The following is a 14829-nucleotide window of genomic DNA, read 5'->3' as shown; positions in this document are numbered from 1 at the left end:
ATGCAACGAAGCATTTTCGAACAGACAGGAGGGAATCGGCTTGAAGGAAGGACTAAAAATCGGAATTACCTGCTATCCGTCTCTCGGAGGCTCCGGCGTCGTTGCGACCGAGCTGGGGAAGCTTCTGGCGGAGCGCGGCCATCAAGTGCACTTTATTACCCACAATATACCATTCCGCCTCGGATCCGGGTTCTTGAAGAATATCTACTATCATGAAGTGGATGTCAACGATTATTATGTCTTTCGCTATCCGCCCTATGATTTGTCGCTGGCGAATAAAATGGCGCAGGTAGCCAATATGCAGCAGCTGGACGTCCTGCATGTTCATTATGCCGTGCCGCATGCGGTGTGCGCCTACCTGGCCAAGCAGATGTCTCATCCGAATCTGAAGGTCGTCACGACGCTGCACGGGACGGATATTACCGTTCTCGCCCAGGATGAATCGCTCAAGGATATGATTCGGTTCGCTATCAATGAGAGCGATGCGGTTACTGCCGTTTCCCAAGATCTGATCAAAGAAACACGGGAGCTGTTGGATATCGCCCGTCCGATCGATTTGACCTATAACTTCGTTGACAAGCGCGTCTATTATCCGCGGGATGTCGCTCAGCTCCGCGCTGAATTCGCTTATCCGTTTGAAAAAATTTTGATGCATATTTCAAATTTCCGACCGGTGAAGCGGGTGGCGGATGTCGTGGATATCTTTTATCGCGTGCAACAGGAAGTGGCTGCCCGTCTCGTGTTCGTCGGCGAAGGGCCGGATATGCCGAAGGTGCAGTGCAAAATCCGGGAGATGGGGTTGGAGGACCGGGTTCACTTTCTCGGCAAGCAGGATGAAATCGCCCAAGTCATCTCGATGGCCGATTGCTTGCTGCTTCCCTCGGAGAAAGAGAGCTTCGGTCTGGTTGCCCTTGAAGCGATGGCTTGCGGCGTGCCGACAATCGGTTCGGAGGCCGGAGGAATTCCGGAGCTGGTGAAGCATGGAGAGACCGGATTCCTTGCCCCGATCGGAGATACGGAAGCGATGGCCGATTACGCCATTCAGCTGCTGAGCCAGCCGCGGCTCGCCGAGACGATGCGCGATGCGTGTCTGCATCGGGCACGCCACGATTTCTGTAACGATCTGATTACATGGGAGTATGAAAAAATTTATTACCGGGTGCTCGGCCAAGAGGCAGGCATTCCGAAGCCCGTCTGTTAACGTAGAGCCGGAATCTATTGCGCGCAATGGCTGCCATTGCGCGCGCTTGCATGTAAAGGGGTGACCCAGGGATGAAAGGAAATCTTGAAGAAGAATTGCTGTACGCGGAGGCTCGGGAAGTGATGCGCCGCTTGCTGGACGCGGGGCATGAAGCTTATATTGTCGGAGGCTCCGTGCGGGACAGGCTGCTTGGCAGGCCGATCGGCGACATCGATATCGCCACCTCCGCTCTGCCGGAGCAGGTGACGGCGTTGTTCCGGCGCGTCGTGCCCACGGGACTCGCGCATGGGACGGTAACGGTCGTCACGGCTCATTATACCTATGAGGTGACGACGTTCCGCAAGGAATCGGCCTATGAGGATCATCGGCGGCCCGAAGAGGTCGAGTTCATCGGCGATCTGGAGGAGGATCTCCGCCGCCGCGATTTTACCATCAACGCGATGGCGCTTGATATCGAAGGGCGCCTTCGCGATCCGTTTGGCGGCCGGGACGATTTGGAACGGCGCCTTATCCGCTGCGTCGGCGATCCCGAGACGCGCTTCCGCGAGGACGCCCTGCGGATGCTGCGGGGCGTCCGGTTCGCGTCGCTGCTGGGCGGACGCATCGCCAAGTCGACGTGGCGGGCGCTTCTCCGCCAGCGGGAGACGCTGCGCTATGTCGCGATGGAACGGGTGCGCGACGAGCTGTGGAAGCTGACCGCGGGATCTGATCCGGCCCGCGGGTGGGCCATGCTGGCGCGCAGCGGGCTCCTGCGCTATGCGAAGGAGCCGCTCGGCGCGCTGGCGGGCCCCGCGCCGGACGGCTGGCCGCGGCTCTTGTGCGCGCTCGGAGCGGTGGATGGACCCGAGCTGCGCTTCGCCGCGCTGCTGCTCGGCCTGGCGGCCGGCGAGGCGGAAGCGAAGCGCATCGTGCAGGCGCTTCGCTTCTCGGGCGCGCAGCAGGACGCAGTGCTCGGCGTCCTGCGCGCGGAGGAGCGGCTGGCGGCCGGAGGCGAGGCCGCCCTGGCCGGGCCCGGCGGCGAGCGCGCCTGGCGCCGGGCCTACGCGGAAGCGCTCTACGCCTGCGGCGAGGACGCGCTCCGCGGATGGCACGCCTGCCGCACGGCGCTGGCCGGCGTGCCGGAGGAGCGGCTTGCGCCGTTCCTGCGGGACGGCGAAGCCTCGCTCCAGCGCATCGCCGTCCGCCGCTTGCCGGATATCGCCCTGACGGGCGGGGATCTGCTCCAAACGGCGGAACGGCCGGCCGGGCCGTGGCTTCGCGAGGCGCTCGAAGCCGCCTGGCTTGCGGTCGCGCTCGGCGACGTGCCGAACGAGCGCGACGCGCTCAGGAAATACGTGGAGAAAGAGTGGAACAAAGAATGAATCAAAAACTACTGGACTGGTTCCGGGAACACCCGGATCAATATATTTCCGGCGAGGAATTGAGCCGCCGGCTCCAGATTACGCGGACGGCCGTCTGGAAGCAGATCAACGTCCTCCGCGCCAAGGGCTACGCCTTCGACGCCGTGCCGAAGCTCGGGTACCGGCTCGTGACCCAGCCGACCCGGCTCGATGAGGCGGCCCTCCTCGGCAAGCTGGCGCCGGGCGCCTTCGGCAACCGGCTGCGCATCCTGGAAAAGACGGAGTCAACGCAGAACGAAGCGGCCGCCTGGGCGAAGGAAGGCGTGCCAGAGGGGGCGGTCGTGCTGGCGGAGGAACAGACGGGCGGCCGGGGCCGCCAGGGGCATGTCTGGCATTCGCCGGCAGGCAAGGGCGTCTGGATGAGCATCGTCCTGCGCCCCCGCATTCCGCTGCCGTATACGCCGCATCTGACCTTGCTCTCGGCGGTCGCGATGTTCCGGGCGATGAAGAAGCTGACGTCGGCCCCGCTCGGGATCAAATGGCCGAACGACATCTTGGCCGACGGCAAAAAAGTGGCCGGCATCCTGCTTGAGTCGGCCGCCGAGGACGAGCGGCTGCTCTATGTGATTGCCGGCATCGGCATTAGCGTCAACCTGGAGGCCGCGGACTTCCCGGAGGAGCTGCAAGACCGGGCGACGTCGTTGAAGATCGTGACAGGCCAGGAAATCGACCGGGCGTCGCTGGTGGCGGCCTGCCTGCAGGAGCTCGAGCAGTTGTACCGCTTGTACGAGGAGGAAGGGTTCGGGCCCATCCGCACGTTGTGGGAGGCGCAGAGCATCACGCTCGGCCGCCGGATGACCGTCGAGACCCCGCAGGGGCCGCTGGAGGGCGTAGCGGTGGGACTGGATGAATCCGGCGCTCTTCTGGTCAGGGACAAGACGGGAGCGGTGCAAAAAGTTTTTTCCGGGGATGTGCATTTTTCCGGGTGAAACCGATCCAAGGATCTGCTATACTGTAGTCGGTGAGGCGGTATCTCGGCAGAGAATCGCACTCACCCGGGTAAGCAAGGAACATCGTGCCGACAAGTACATATTCCTTGACGAACGTGATGCACGTATCTGCTCTGAGCCGAAGGGACCGAGACAGAAGGACGTCCGCATGCGACCTCTTTTTCTCTTTGGTGACCTTTTTAGCAGGAGATGCTGAAAGGTTTTTTTGTTTTGCGCACACTAAAGAGAAGAACCGAGGCCGAACAACAAAAGGAGGCCGGCCCCAAACGGTCCGGGTTCACAAAGGTTTCGCGATGCAGCGGACTTTTTGAACAGCCTCTGCAAAAGGAGATGGATGTACGAGATGGCAACACAACCGTTAAGCATTGTGAAAATGAAAGCGATGAAGGGGCGCGGGGAGAAGCTGGCCATGGTTACGGCGTATGATTATCCGTCGGCCCAGCTCGCGGAAGCGGCCGGCGTCGATCTGATACTCGTCGGCGATTCCCTGGGCAATGTCGTGCTCGGCTATGACTCGACGCTGCCGGTCACGCTCGACGATATGGTGTATCATTCGCGGGCCGTGCGCCGGGGAGCGCCCCGCACCTTCATCGTGACAGATATGCCGTTCATGACCTATCACGGCAGCATGTCGGACACGCTGGCCGGCGTCCGCCGCATTATGCAGGAAGGCCATGCCCATGCGGTCAAAATGGAGGGCGGCAGAGAGATCGCGGGTACGGTCGAAGCGTGCGTGCAGGCAGGGGTGCCCGTCCTGGGCCATATCGGCTTGACGCCGCAGTCGGTGCATCAGATCGGCGGCTACCGCATTCAAGGGAAGACGGCCGAGGATGCGAACCGCCTGCTGGAGGATGCCCTGGCGCTGGAGAAGGCCGGCGCCTTCGCGATTGTGCTGGAACTGGTGACGGCGCAGGTGGCGGCTTATATTACGGAACGGCTTTCGATTCCGACGATCGGGATCGGGGCGGGAGCGGGCTGCGACGGACAGGTGCTCGTATTCCACGATCTGCTGCGCTATACGGCGGATTACCGCGAGAAGCGGTTCGTCAAAACCTATGCCGATATCGGCGCCATAATTGAAGAGGGAATCGGGGCCTACGTTCGTGAGGTAAAAGCGGGAGCCTTCCCGGCGGAAGGCCATTCGTTCGCGGCAGACGAAGAAGTGCAGGTCCAATTGTACGGGCATGCGGGCCAGGAAGAGGGGGATGGCCGATGATCATCGTACGGACCATCCCCGAGTTGCGGACCGAGGTCCGCAGGCTGCGGCAGGAAGCGGAACGGCAATCGGGGCCGGCGGAGGTCGGATTCGTCCCGACGATGGGCTATCTTCATGAAGGCCATGCCAGTCTGATGCGGCAGGCGAAGGAGCACTGCGCGGTCACCGTGCTGAGCATCTTCGTCAATCCGATCCAATTCGGGCCGAACGAGGATCTGGCCCGATATCCTCGCGACGAGGAGCGGGATCTGAAGCTCGCGGCTTCGCTTGGCATCGATATCGTCTTTCTGCCGTCTCCGGAAGAAATGTATCCGCAGCCGACGAAGACGACGATACATGTGCGGGAAGTGACCGAGCCGCTGTGCGGGGCGTCCCGCCCGGGCCATTTCGACGGCGTCACGACCGTCGTCGCCAAGCTGTTCCATATCGTCAAGCCCGATCGCGCATACTTCGGAATGAAGGATGCGCAGCAGGTGGCCGTCATTCAACAGATGGTGGCCGACCTGAACTTCGACGTCGCGATCGTGCCTTGCCCTATCGTGCGGGAAGCGGACGGGCTCGCGCTCAGCTCCCGGAATGTGTACCTGAGCGGGGAGGAACGGAAGCAGGCGCTCGGCTTATCGCGCTCGCTCCGCATGGCGGAGGAATGGCTGGAGCAGGAACCCGGGCTTACGGCGGAAGAAGTAAAGTCCCGCATCCGTCAGGTTATCGAGGAAGCGCCGCTGGCGGATATTGATTACGTTGACATCCTGACGTTCCCGGCGCTGCAGGCGCTGCCTTCCGGGGAACCGCTCGGCCAGGCGGGGAGCGACGTGCTTATCGCGCTGGCGGTCCGCTTCGGTCGGACCCGCTTAATCGACAACCGGCTGTTCAGCCGTCAAGGAGGACGCTTATGTTCCGTGAAATGATGAAATCGAAAATTCACCGCGCGACGGTGACGGAGGCCAACTTAAATTATGTGGGCAGCATCACGATCGATGAGCATCTGATGGAATGCGCCGACATTTGGGCCAATGAGAAAGTGCAGATTGTCAACAATTACAACGGCGCCCGTCTGGAAACTTACGTCATTCCGGGTCCGCGCCATTCCGGGGTCATCTGCCTGAACGGAGCGGCAGCGCGGCTTGTGCAGCCCGGAGACAACGTCATTATTATTTCCTATGCCGCGATGACCGACGAAGAAGCGCGTTCCTATCAGCCCAAAATCGTGTTCGTCGATGGGGAGAACAAGCCGGTGGAATTGCTGGCCGGAACGGAAGCTCACGCGACGATTAAATAATACGATCCAATGGCCGCTCTCACGGCGGGCGCATGCACGTCTCCCCCAGCTAAGGCCAAGCCCTTGACAGCGCCAGGCTCCGTTGGGGAAACGTTGGAGCGCGGAATGAAATCCACCCCCTTAACACACAATGAACGTAGATCCGTTATCGACGATACGCATCACTCGTAAAGGTGGGATGGAATCGTGCTGCAACAAGTATTCGCGACGATGAATGAAGTGCTGGATGAATTAATTCGCCAGTATCCCCAAGCGGCGGGAGAGCGCAAGCAGGAACTGGACCGGCAATTGAAGGTGCTGTCCACCATGAGCGATTACATCGTGGAGGAGTGGCTTCGGTTCGAGGAGAAGCTCGCCGCGCTGCGTCCTCACAGTTCCAATGACGGGATCGAGGCGCAGCCGCAGCCGGCGTTGCCCGATTTTACGGATCCGTTCCAGCGAGGTCAGGGATACTACATGCTGATGATGTATGATGAAGCCGTCAAGCATTTGGAAGCGGCGGCATCGATAAGGCCGGACCATATCGACAGCCGTATTTATTTGGCCATGAGTTATTTGCATCTGGGCCGGAATCAGGAAGCGGGACATCATTTTCAGCTCATCATTCCTCTGACCGAGAGCAAATGCCTCAAAGCGATCGCTTACAATGCCTTGGGGTGCATCAGCGCCGAGCAGCGGGATCTTTCCAAAGCGAAGGAATACTTCAGCAAAGCGCATCTGCTTGATCCTTCACTGCCAGAGCCTGTTTTGAACTTGAAAGCGTGTCTGTCGGATGGCGATCATTTGCAATATGGCGGTGAGTGGATTCACATGCCGTAACCAGAGAGGGAAACCTGTTCGTAAAAAATACGCACAGATGTTTCCCTCTGTGCATTTCCAAATAGCCGATCATCTGTTATGCTAAGAACAGAAATCGGTGAGAGGAATTAACAGATAATGAGATTTGCTGTGTTGGATTTTGAGACGACGGGCAATCAGCCCAGCGATGAAATTATACAGATTGGCCTTGTCGTTCTGGGGCATGATCTGAACGTAGAGCAACAATATCACACCCTGGTCCGTCCGACGGTTAGCATACCCGAATTTATCACGAATCTTACGGGGATTTCCGATAACGATGTTCAGGATGCGCCAGAACTGGACGAGGCCATGACCGGGATGGTCCCGCTGCTGAGCGACGTGATCCTGGTCGGCCACAACGTCGGCTTCGATTACCAATATTTGCGGCAGGCCCTGGAGCAGACGGGTTACTTGCCGTTCACCGGCCGGATATTGGACACGATCGAGCTGCTTCGCATTTTGTTCCCTTCGCTTCCTTCTTATCAGCTAGGTTCCGTAGCTCATGATTTCGGCATTGCGCATGATCGGCCTCATCAGGCGGACAGCGATGCGCTTGCGACGGCCGAGATCTTCCGCCGGTGCATGGAAGCCATTGACGACTTGCCATTGCTTACGCTGCAAGGCGTCGTGGATGTGTTCGGGGATCACGAAGAACGCGATTTGAAGTGGCTGCTGGCGGAGAAGCTGAGCGAACGGGAGCGGAATATGGCAAGCTGGGAGGAGGAAGGCTACTTCCCTTACCGCCAATTGATGCTCAAGCACGACGATTGGACCGATACGCCGCCGCCTCGCGACGCGTCCGCGGACAATCCGCTGGCCGGCAAATCATTCCGCCACTTTCTCGATGAAGTGAAGCAGCGGATGGAAGCGATGCTGGATCACTACGAGCCTCGGGCCTCCCAGGAGCAGATGTTCAACGAAGTGATGGAGTGCCTCGATGAGAATAAGCATCTGCTGATCGAAGCCGGAACGGGAACGGGCAAGTCGCTCGGCTACTTGCTGCCGTCCCTGTATCACAGCGTTCTTCACGAGAAGAAGGTTGTGGTCAGCACCCATACGATCAACCTGCAGGAGCAGCTGAGACAGCGCGATGTGCCGCTATTGGAGCAGATTGTTCCTTTTTCATTCAAGGTTTCGATCTTAAAAGGACGCAGTCACTATTTGTGTTTGCGTAAATTTGAACATAAAATAAGTAACAGAGAGTTCGTTCACGCAAGAGATGACAGCATTACAGCGGCGCAGCTGCTCGTATGGCTCAGCCGGACGGAACATGGAGATGACGAGGAGCTGCATCTCGTGCATAAAGGGCCCGAGTTCTGGGATTCGGTCTCGAGCGACAGCGATTCCTGCCTGAACCGTTCCTGTCCTTGGTTCCGCCGCTGCTTCTATCACCGGGCCAAAAATAACGCGAATCTCTCCGATATCGTCATTACGAACCACTCGTTATTGTTTACCGACGTGATGGCCGACCATCGTCTGCTGCCAAGCTATGAGCATCTCGTCATTGACGAGGCCCATCATTTCGAGGAGACGGCCGGCAAGCACTTGGGGACGAATTTGCAATATTTTTCACTCATTCACCCGCTGACCCGGCTGTTCAAAGACAGCAAGAGCGGCGCTCTTGTCGTGCTTCAACAGCGCCTCCGGTTGTCAGGCCATGAGAAAGCGCTTATCTGGGCCGAAGGGATCGATAAGCTGCTCCAGCAGATCGTCGACGTCAAGGAGCAATGGGATCGGCTGCATGATATGCTGTATCAGCTGCTTCCTTCGGGGGAAGCCGGTCAATTCGAGGGCGGACAGACGGTGCTTCGTCTCCCGGCCGGCGAGCGTCCGGAAGAGTGGCCCGAAGCGGTGGAGCTGGAAAAATCGATCCACACCCGGCTCAGCGACATCGTGCGCTCGGGCGAAAAGCTGGTCAATGAGTGGAAAGAGGCCGATGACGAAGAACTCGAAGGCGTCATCGTCGATATTAGCGGGCTGCTGAAGGATGTAGGACAGGTGCGCGACGATTTCCGCCTGTTCATGCAAGGATCGGATCCGGAGACGGTCTACTGGATGGAGGGCAATACGCAGTTCAAATTCAAGTCGCTGCAAATGTATGCCGTGCCGGTTGATGTGAGCGACGCGCTGAACCGGTATTTCTTCGAACCGAAAAAGAGCGTCATCCTCACTTCGGCGACGCTGTCCGTCGACAAGTCCTTTCAGTTCGTGCAGGAACAGATCGGCCTTGCGGAAGCCGCCAATGACGGCAGGCTGCATACGGTGATTCTGCCTTCCCCGTTCAATTACCGGGAGCAGGCGCTGGTCGTAATCCCGCGGGATTTCCCCAGCGTCAAAGGCTCGTCCGACGCAGTCTTCAATCAGACGCTCGCGAAATCGATCGGGGATGTGGCGCTCGTCACGCGCGGCAGGATGCTCGTCCTGTTCACTTCGTACCGCATGCTCCGGGATGTGTACGACCCGCTGAAGGAAGCGTTGAGCGCAAGCGGCATCCAGGTGCTGGGCCAAGGCATCGACAGCGGGAACCGCAGCAAGCTGACTCGCCGCTTCCGGGAGCAGCCGGCCTCCGTGCTGCTCGGTACGAGCAGCTTCTGGGAAGGCGTCGACATTCCCGGCGACGCGCTTACCTGTCTCGCCATTGTCCGGCTGCCCTTCCAGCCGCCGAACCATCCGCTCGTCGAAGCCAAATGCGATCGGCTGAAGCGCCAGAAGCAGAACCCGTTCCGGAAATATTCGGTTCCGCAGGCGGTCATCCGCTTCAAGCAGGGCTTCGGACGCCTTGTGCGGACCGCTCAGGACAAAGGCATCGTCATCGTGTACGATACGCGGGTAATCGAGACGAGCTACGGCAAACATTTCTTATATTCGCTTCCTGGGCCGAAGATGGAGCACATGGCCAATGTGCAGCTGGTGCCCAGAATCGAAGCGTGGTTAAGCGAGCACGAAAAATAGGCGTGTAAGAGCGATGAGGGGGCAACGAAATAGATATGAAAACGTTGAAAATATCAGAAGCTGTCGTTCGCAGACTGCCGGTTTATTTACGTCATCTGATGGAACTGAAGCAGCGAGAGGTTCTGACGGTTTCTTCACAGGATTTGGGGCAGAAGCTGGACCTCAATCCCGCCCAGATTCGCAAAGACTTGGCATATTTCGGCGATTTTGGACGCAAAGGAATCGGGTATGACGTCTCTTACCTGATTCAACAAATCCGTCATATACTGAAGCTGGATCAGATTATTCATGTCGGTCTCGTCGGCGCGGGGAAGCTGGGCCATGCATTGTGCAACTATACGGCTTATATGAAGGATAATATGCGGATTGTGGCCGTATTCGACGCGCTGGAGTCGAAGGTAGGCACCGAGATCAATAATCTGCGGGTGCAGCCGATGAGCGAGTTGGCGGACACCGTGCGCGAGCAGAAAATCCGCATCGGCATCATTACCGTGCCCGCCTCGGAGGCGCAGCATGTCGCGGAACAGTTCGTCGAGGCGGGCGTCGAGGCGATCTTGAACTTCGCGCCGGTCATCCTTCGCGTCCCGGCTCATGTCCGGGTGCATACGGCCGATTTTACGACGGACATGTTCAGTCTGGCCTATTATTTATCCGATGATAGAAAGGAAGCTCCGGTAGAATGACGAAAATGATTATTGAGAACGGGACCTTTGCTTCGCTCCGCCCAGGCGCGGAGCGCACGGCCGTTACAGGCGCGATGGTCATTGAAGATGACATGATTGTATATGTGGGAGAACAGCTGCCGCAGGAGCATGACACTTCCGAAGCGGCGCGGATCGACGGCAAAGGGCTGTTCTTCATGCCAGGGCTCATCAACACGCACGGCCATGCGGCGATGTCGCTGCTGCGCGGATATGGAGACGACATGGTGCTCCAGACGTGGCTGCAGGAGAAGATGTGGCCGATGGAAGCGAAATTCACCGCGGAGGATGTCCGCTGGGGAACGGCGCTCTCGGTCCTGGAAATGCTGAAAGGCGGGACGACGACATTCGTGGATATGTACGACCATATGGATGAGGTGGCCAAGGTCGTCGAGGAGTCCGGCATGCGCGCCTGCCTGATGCGCGGCGCCATCGGCTTATGCCCGGAAGACGTGCAGGAAGCGAAGCTCCGGGAAGCCGTTCAATTCGCCCAGGATTGGCACGGGAAGGCGGACGGGCGCATCACGGCGATGCTGGCTCCGCACGCTCCGTATACATGTCCTCCGGGCTTCATCGAGAAGTTCGTGCAGGCGGCGCATGATCTCGATCTTCCGCTGCATACGCACATGTCGGAGACCGCGGCGGAAGTCGCCCAGAATGTCGCGGACTACGGGCTTCGTCCCGTCGCTCATCTGGAGAAGCTCGGCTTCTTCTCCCGGCCTTCCTTCGTGGCGCACGGCGTGCATCTGACCGATGAGGAGATCGAAGTACTGGCTCGTCACGATGTAGCGGTCTCTCATAATCCCGGCAGCAATCTGAAGCTGGCTTCCGGCGTCGCCCGGGTGCCCGAGCTGCTTCGCGCGGGCGTAACCGTATCGCTCGGAACGGACGGGCCGGCAAGCAACAACAATCTGGATATGTTCGAAGAGATGCGCCTGGCGGCCCTGATTCATAAGGGCGTATCCGGCGATCCGACGGCCGTTCCGGCAGCTGAAGCGATGCGCATGGGCACGCTGTACGGAGCCCGGACGATCCGGGCGGAGAAGCTGGGGCTGCTGGAAGCCGGCATGAAGGCGGATATCGTAGCGGTGAATGTGAACCAGCCGCATTTCGTGCCGCATACCGACTTCGTCTCGCATATGATCTATTCCGCTTCCGCTAAAGATGTCGCCCATGTATGGGTCGACGGGCGCCAAGTGATCAAGGACGGCCAATGCCTCACCTTGGACGAAGAGCGCATTCTCTATGAAGCCGGGCGGTGCTTCGAGCGCCTGCTTGAGCGCTGACGGGAGGAACGCATGGCCAGAAGCCGCAGTCGCCGCCGCCGCAACCGGTGGTTCATCGCCGCGCTGGCGTTCGTCGTGCTTATCCTGCTCATTGTCGCCTTGGTGATGTATGTCAACTACATTTATTCCGACGAGCGCATGAAGGAAGCAGACATCTTGCAGCGCGCCCAGCAAGAGGCGCCGTTGACCGAAGTGAACGGCATCGAGAAGAGCATATGGGATGAAGTCGTCTATGTCATAAATGGGGTTAATCAGGAAGGGAAGGCCGTCTGGGTATGGGTATTCCCCGATCGGGTCGCCTCGATCCCGGCAGCCGACAGCGCGGATAAGGCTTCGGTGAAGGCCGCGATTCAACAGGCGCATCCCGATGCCCGCATCGTCCGCCTGCTGCCCGGATATAAGGACAATCAATATGTGTGGCAGGCCTTCGTCCAGCGCAAGGACGAGAAAGGAACGCGCCGGTATTTTTATCAGTTTTATTCTTTCTACGACGGTTCTCCGGTGGGCGAGATCTATGGCCTGCCCAACCAATAGAATAGCCAAGGGGGCTTGGAACAGCGGCCCTCTTCTGCCGCACCGCTTCGCTTCAGCGTCATACCGCCGCTGAAGGGAGGCGGTGTTTTTTGCTGTCTTGGCAGTCATGGAACACTTTACATTCCGTATTCGTATATCAGATATGATATACTTTTGTATATCGTGTTTTGATAGATAAAAACACAATTTTAGCACCGTATGTCAGCGAAGCAGATCTCTTATTTGCAAGCTTGCAACTTGTCTCAAATTGCACTTTCCGCGATATACAGGAATAGAAAGGGGTTTTTGTGGCATGACGAAGAACATTCGCATTGCGCCGACCCTGCTTATTATGCTGCTGACCGGCGGTATTTTATTCGGCGGGTGGGCCGTATATCAGACGAAGTATGTGCAACAGCCCGTAGATCGCGTCATGCGGCAGCATGCCGAGATTACGAAGTACCAGGTAGACTGGCATTCGGACACGCTGAACATTCAAATTCAGGCCGATCCGGACGCCGATATTCGTGAAGTGGTGCAGAAGCTCAATGCCGAGATTGTACAGTATGCCAAGGGCAACAAAGTGCTGATTGAATATATCAATGAGAACAGTACGCCATCGATTGACCAATGGTGGTCGCAGGCGATGTTCGATGTAGCCGAGGCGATGGTTCACCGGAATTATAGCGATATTCCGAAGAAGCTTAAGGAGCTTCAGGCGAATCAGCCAGGCGTTGAAGTCGTGACGGAAATGGATAACCAGTATGTCTATATCCAACTGAAGGACGAGCAAGGCAGCAAGACGATGCTCTTGCCGCTGGACGGAACCGCAATGGGGGTGTGGCCGCATGAAGAACAGACTGTCCATCCGCTGGCCTGAGGCGGCAATCGGAGCCGCGATCGCGATTGTTGTTTTTCTCGCCTTTCGCGGCGTGAATATCCTTCCGATCGTGTTGGCAGCCGTCGTGTTGATCGCGCTCTCTTTCGTCGTCCAGCGGCGCGGAGGCGCCGGCGTGACGACCGGAGGCTCCCGCAGCGATTCGCGGAAGTCGTCCGTCGCTCCGCTCAGCTTCGAGCAGATTGGTGGGCAGGAGCGGGCGAAAAATGAATTGATTGAAGCGCTCGATTTCTTGGTTCGCCCGGATGCGATTCGGAAGTTCGGGATCCGTCCGCTCAAGGGCATCCTGCTGACCGGTCCTCCGGGCACGGGGAAAACGCTGATGGCCAAAGCGGCGGCCCACTATGCCGATGCCGTCTTCATCGGCGTCGCGGGCAGCGAGTTCGTGGAAATGTTCGTCGGCGTCGGCGCGGGCCGCGTACGCGAGCTGTTCAAGCAGGCGCGGCAGCGCGCGGCGAAGGAGAAAAAGCAGAACGCCGTCATCTTCATCGACGAGATCGATGTCATCGGCGGGAAGCGGGAAGGCGGCCAGCAGCGGGAATACGATCAGACGCTGAACCAGCTTCTGACGGAGATGGACGGGCTGTATGCCGACATGAGTCCGCGCATTCTCGTCATGGCCGCGACGAACCGCAAGGAGATGCTGGATAGCGCTCTCCTGCGTCCGGGACGGTTTGACCGTCATATTCAGGTCGATCTCCCCGATAAAAAGGGCCGGCTTCACATTTTGAAGCTGCACGCCAACAATAAGCCGCTCGCCGACGACATCGATCTGGAGCGCATTGCCGACGAGACCTTCGGCTTCTCCGGCGCGCAGCTGGAGAGCGTCCTGAACGAAGGAGCGATCTACGCGATGCGGGACGAGTCGAATGTCATTACGACGAATCATCTGTCCCAGGCGATCGATAAAGTGATGATGGGCGAGAAGATCGACCGGGAGACAAACCAGGAAGAACGGCGGCGTGTCGCCATCCACGAGCTGGGGCATGCGATTATGGCGGAAGTAGTCCGCCCCGGAAGCGTATCCCAGGTGGCGCTCAGCCCGCGGGGACAAGCGCTCGGATATGTCCGCCATCAGCCGCTGGAGGAGCGTTATTTGTACACGAAGCCTTTCCTGGAGGAACAGATTATGATCGCGCTCGGCGGCGCGGCGGCCGAGGAGATCTTTTACGGGAACCGGAGCACCGGCTCGCAGGGCGACTTCGATCACGCGCTGAACATTGTCGACTCGATGATCAATGCCGGGCTCACGGAGTTGGGCATCGTCCGCTTGAAGCAGCTGCCGCCGGAAGCGGTAACCCGGCAGACGCAAGCTATCATGGAGGAGCTCTTTCAGCGTACGCATGCGCTGCTGTCTGAGCGCAAGCCTGCCTTTGATCGCGTTTTGCACCAGCTTCTGCGCGAGGAAAACCTGAGCGGAGAGCAATTTCGGTGTCTATTATGTGACAGGCAGGAATTCCCAGCGTGAAAACACGCTGGGTTTTTCTTTTTAATTTCAGGATTCATGTTATGATAGATTAAGATCCCTGTGCACTGATAACGAATGCCTGTTATCGGGTACACTATACAGAGCATAGATGGAGGAAAGGTGGA

General features: G+C 58.5%; 13 protein-coding genes. All 13 read left to right on the top strand.

Going from position 1 to position 14829, the window contains the following annotated elements:
• Window positions 1-40 precede the first annotated feature (40 nt).
• Window positions 41-1201, top strand: a complete 1161-nt coding sequence (gene bshA, locus L6439_RS16040) for an N-acetyl-alpha-D-glucosaminyl L-malate synthase BshA (protein WP_213468243.1) — start codon at window positions 41-43, stop codon at window positions 1199-1201.
• A gap of 71 nt (window positions 1202-1272) precedes the next feature.
• Complete coding sequence (locus L6439_RS16035) at window positions 1273-2562, top strand: CCA tRNA nucleotidyltransferase (protein WP_213468244.1); 1290 nt, start codon at window positions 1273-1275, stop codon at window positions 2560-2562.
• Window positions 2559-3530 (top strand): biotin--[acetyl-CoA-carboxylase] ligase, encoded by a 972-nt coding sequence (locus L6439_RS16030; RefSeq protein WP_213468245.1) that lies wholly within the window; start codon window positions 2559-2561, stop codon window positions 3528-3530. Before L6439_RS16035 ends, L6439_RS16030 begins: the two co-directional genes overlap by 4 nt.
• A gap of 355 nt (window positions 3531-3885) precedes the next feature.
• Window positions 3886-4767, top strand: coding sequence for a 3-methyl-2-oxobutanoate hydroxymethyltransferase (gene panB, locus L6439_RS16025; protein ID WP_168181338.1), 882 nt, complete (start codon window positions 3886-3888; stop codon window positions 4765-4767).
• Window positions 4764-5675: a pantoate--beta-alanine ligase gene (gene panC, locus L6439_RS16020; RefSeq protein ID WP_213468246.1), complete on the top strand. Its 912-nt coding sequence runs from the start codon at window positions 4764-4766 to the stop codon at window positions 5673-5675. The genes panB and panC overlap by 4 nt, the downstream gene beginning before the upstream one ends.
• Entirely contained in the window at window positions 5660-6046 is a 387-nt protein-coding gene (gene panD / locus L6439_RS16015) for an aspartate 1-decarboxylase (RefSeq protein ID WP_168181340.1), read from the top strand. The genes panC and panD overlap by 16 nt, the downstream gene beginning before the upstream one ends.
• Window positions 6047-6232: 186 nt before the next feature.
• Window positions 6233-6865 carry a tetratricopeptide repeat protein gene (locus L6439_RS16010; RefSeq protein ID WP_213468247.1) on the top strand — a complete coding sequence of 211 codons (633 nt, stop codon included), beginning with the start codon at window positions 6233-6235 and terminating at the stop codon, window positions 6863-6865.
• A 117-nt stretch (window positions 6866-6982) separates the two neighbouring features.
• On the top strand, window positions 6983-9838 hold the full coding sequence (gene dinG / locus L6439_RS16005; protein ID WP_213468248.1) for an ATP-dependent DNA helicase DinG: 2856 nt from the start codon (window positions 6983-6985) through the stop codon (window positions 9836-9838).
• A 35-nt stretch (window positions 9839-9873) separates the two neighbouring features.
• Window positions 9874-10521, top strand: coding sequence for a redox-sensing transcriptional repressor Rex (locus L6439_RS16000; RefSeq protein ID WP_168181343.1), 648 nt, complete (start codon window positions 9874-9876; stop codon window positions 10519-10521).
• Window positions 10518-11825 carry an amidohydrolase gene (locus tag L6439_RS15995; protein ID WP_213468249.1) on the top strand — a complete coding sequence of 436 codons (1308 nt, stop codon included), beginning with the start codon at window positions 10518-10520 and terminating at the stop codon, window positions 11823-11825. Before L6439_RS16000 ends, L6439_RS15995 begins: the two co-directional genes overlap by 4 nt.
• A gap of 12 nt (window positions 11826-11837) precedes the next feature.
• The gene (locus L6439_RS15990) at window positions 11838-12359 is read left to right on the top strand and encodes a cell wall elongation regulator TseB-like domain-containing protein (protein WP_168181345.1); all 522 of its coding nucleotides are present in this window, start codon (window positions 11838-11840) and stop codon (window positions 12357-12359) included.
• Window positions 12360-12651: 292 nt separating this feature from the next.
• Window positions 12652-13218 (top strand): quinolinate synthase, encoded by a 567-nt coding sequence (locus tag L6439_RS15985; protein ID WP_213468250.1) that lies wholly within the window; start codon window positions 12652-12654, stop codon window positions 13216-13218.
• The gene (locus L6439_RS15980) at window positions 13187-14704 is read left to right on the top strand and encodes an AAA family ATPase (protein WP_168181347.1); all 1518 of its coding nucleotides are present in this window, start codon (window positions 13187-13189) and stop codon (window positions 14702-14704) included. The genes L6439_RS15985 and L6439_RS15980 overlap by 32 nt, the downstream gene beginning before the upstream one ends.
• Window positions 14705-14829: the final 125 nt, after the last annotated feature.

Source organism: Paenibacillus dendritiformis (genome assembly GCF_021654795.1).
Lineage (GTDB): Bacteria > Bacillota > Bacilli > Paenibacillales > Paenibacillaceae > Paenibacillus_B.
This window is presented reverse-complemented; position numbering and strand designations above follow the sequence as displayed.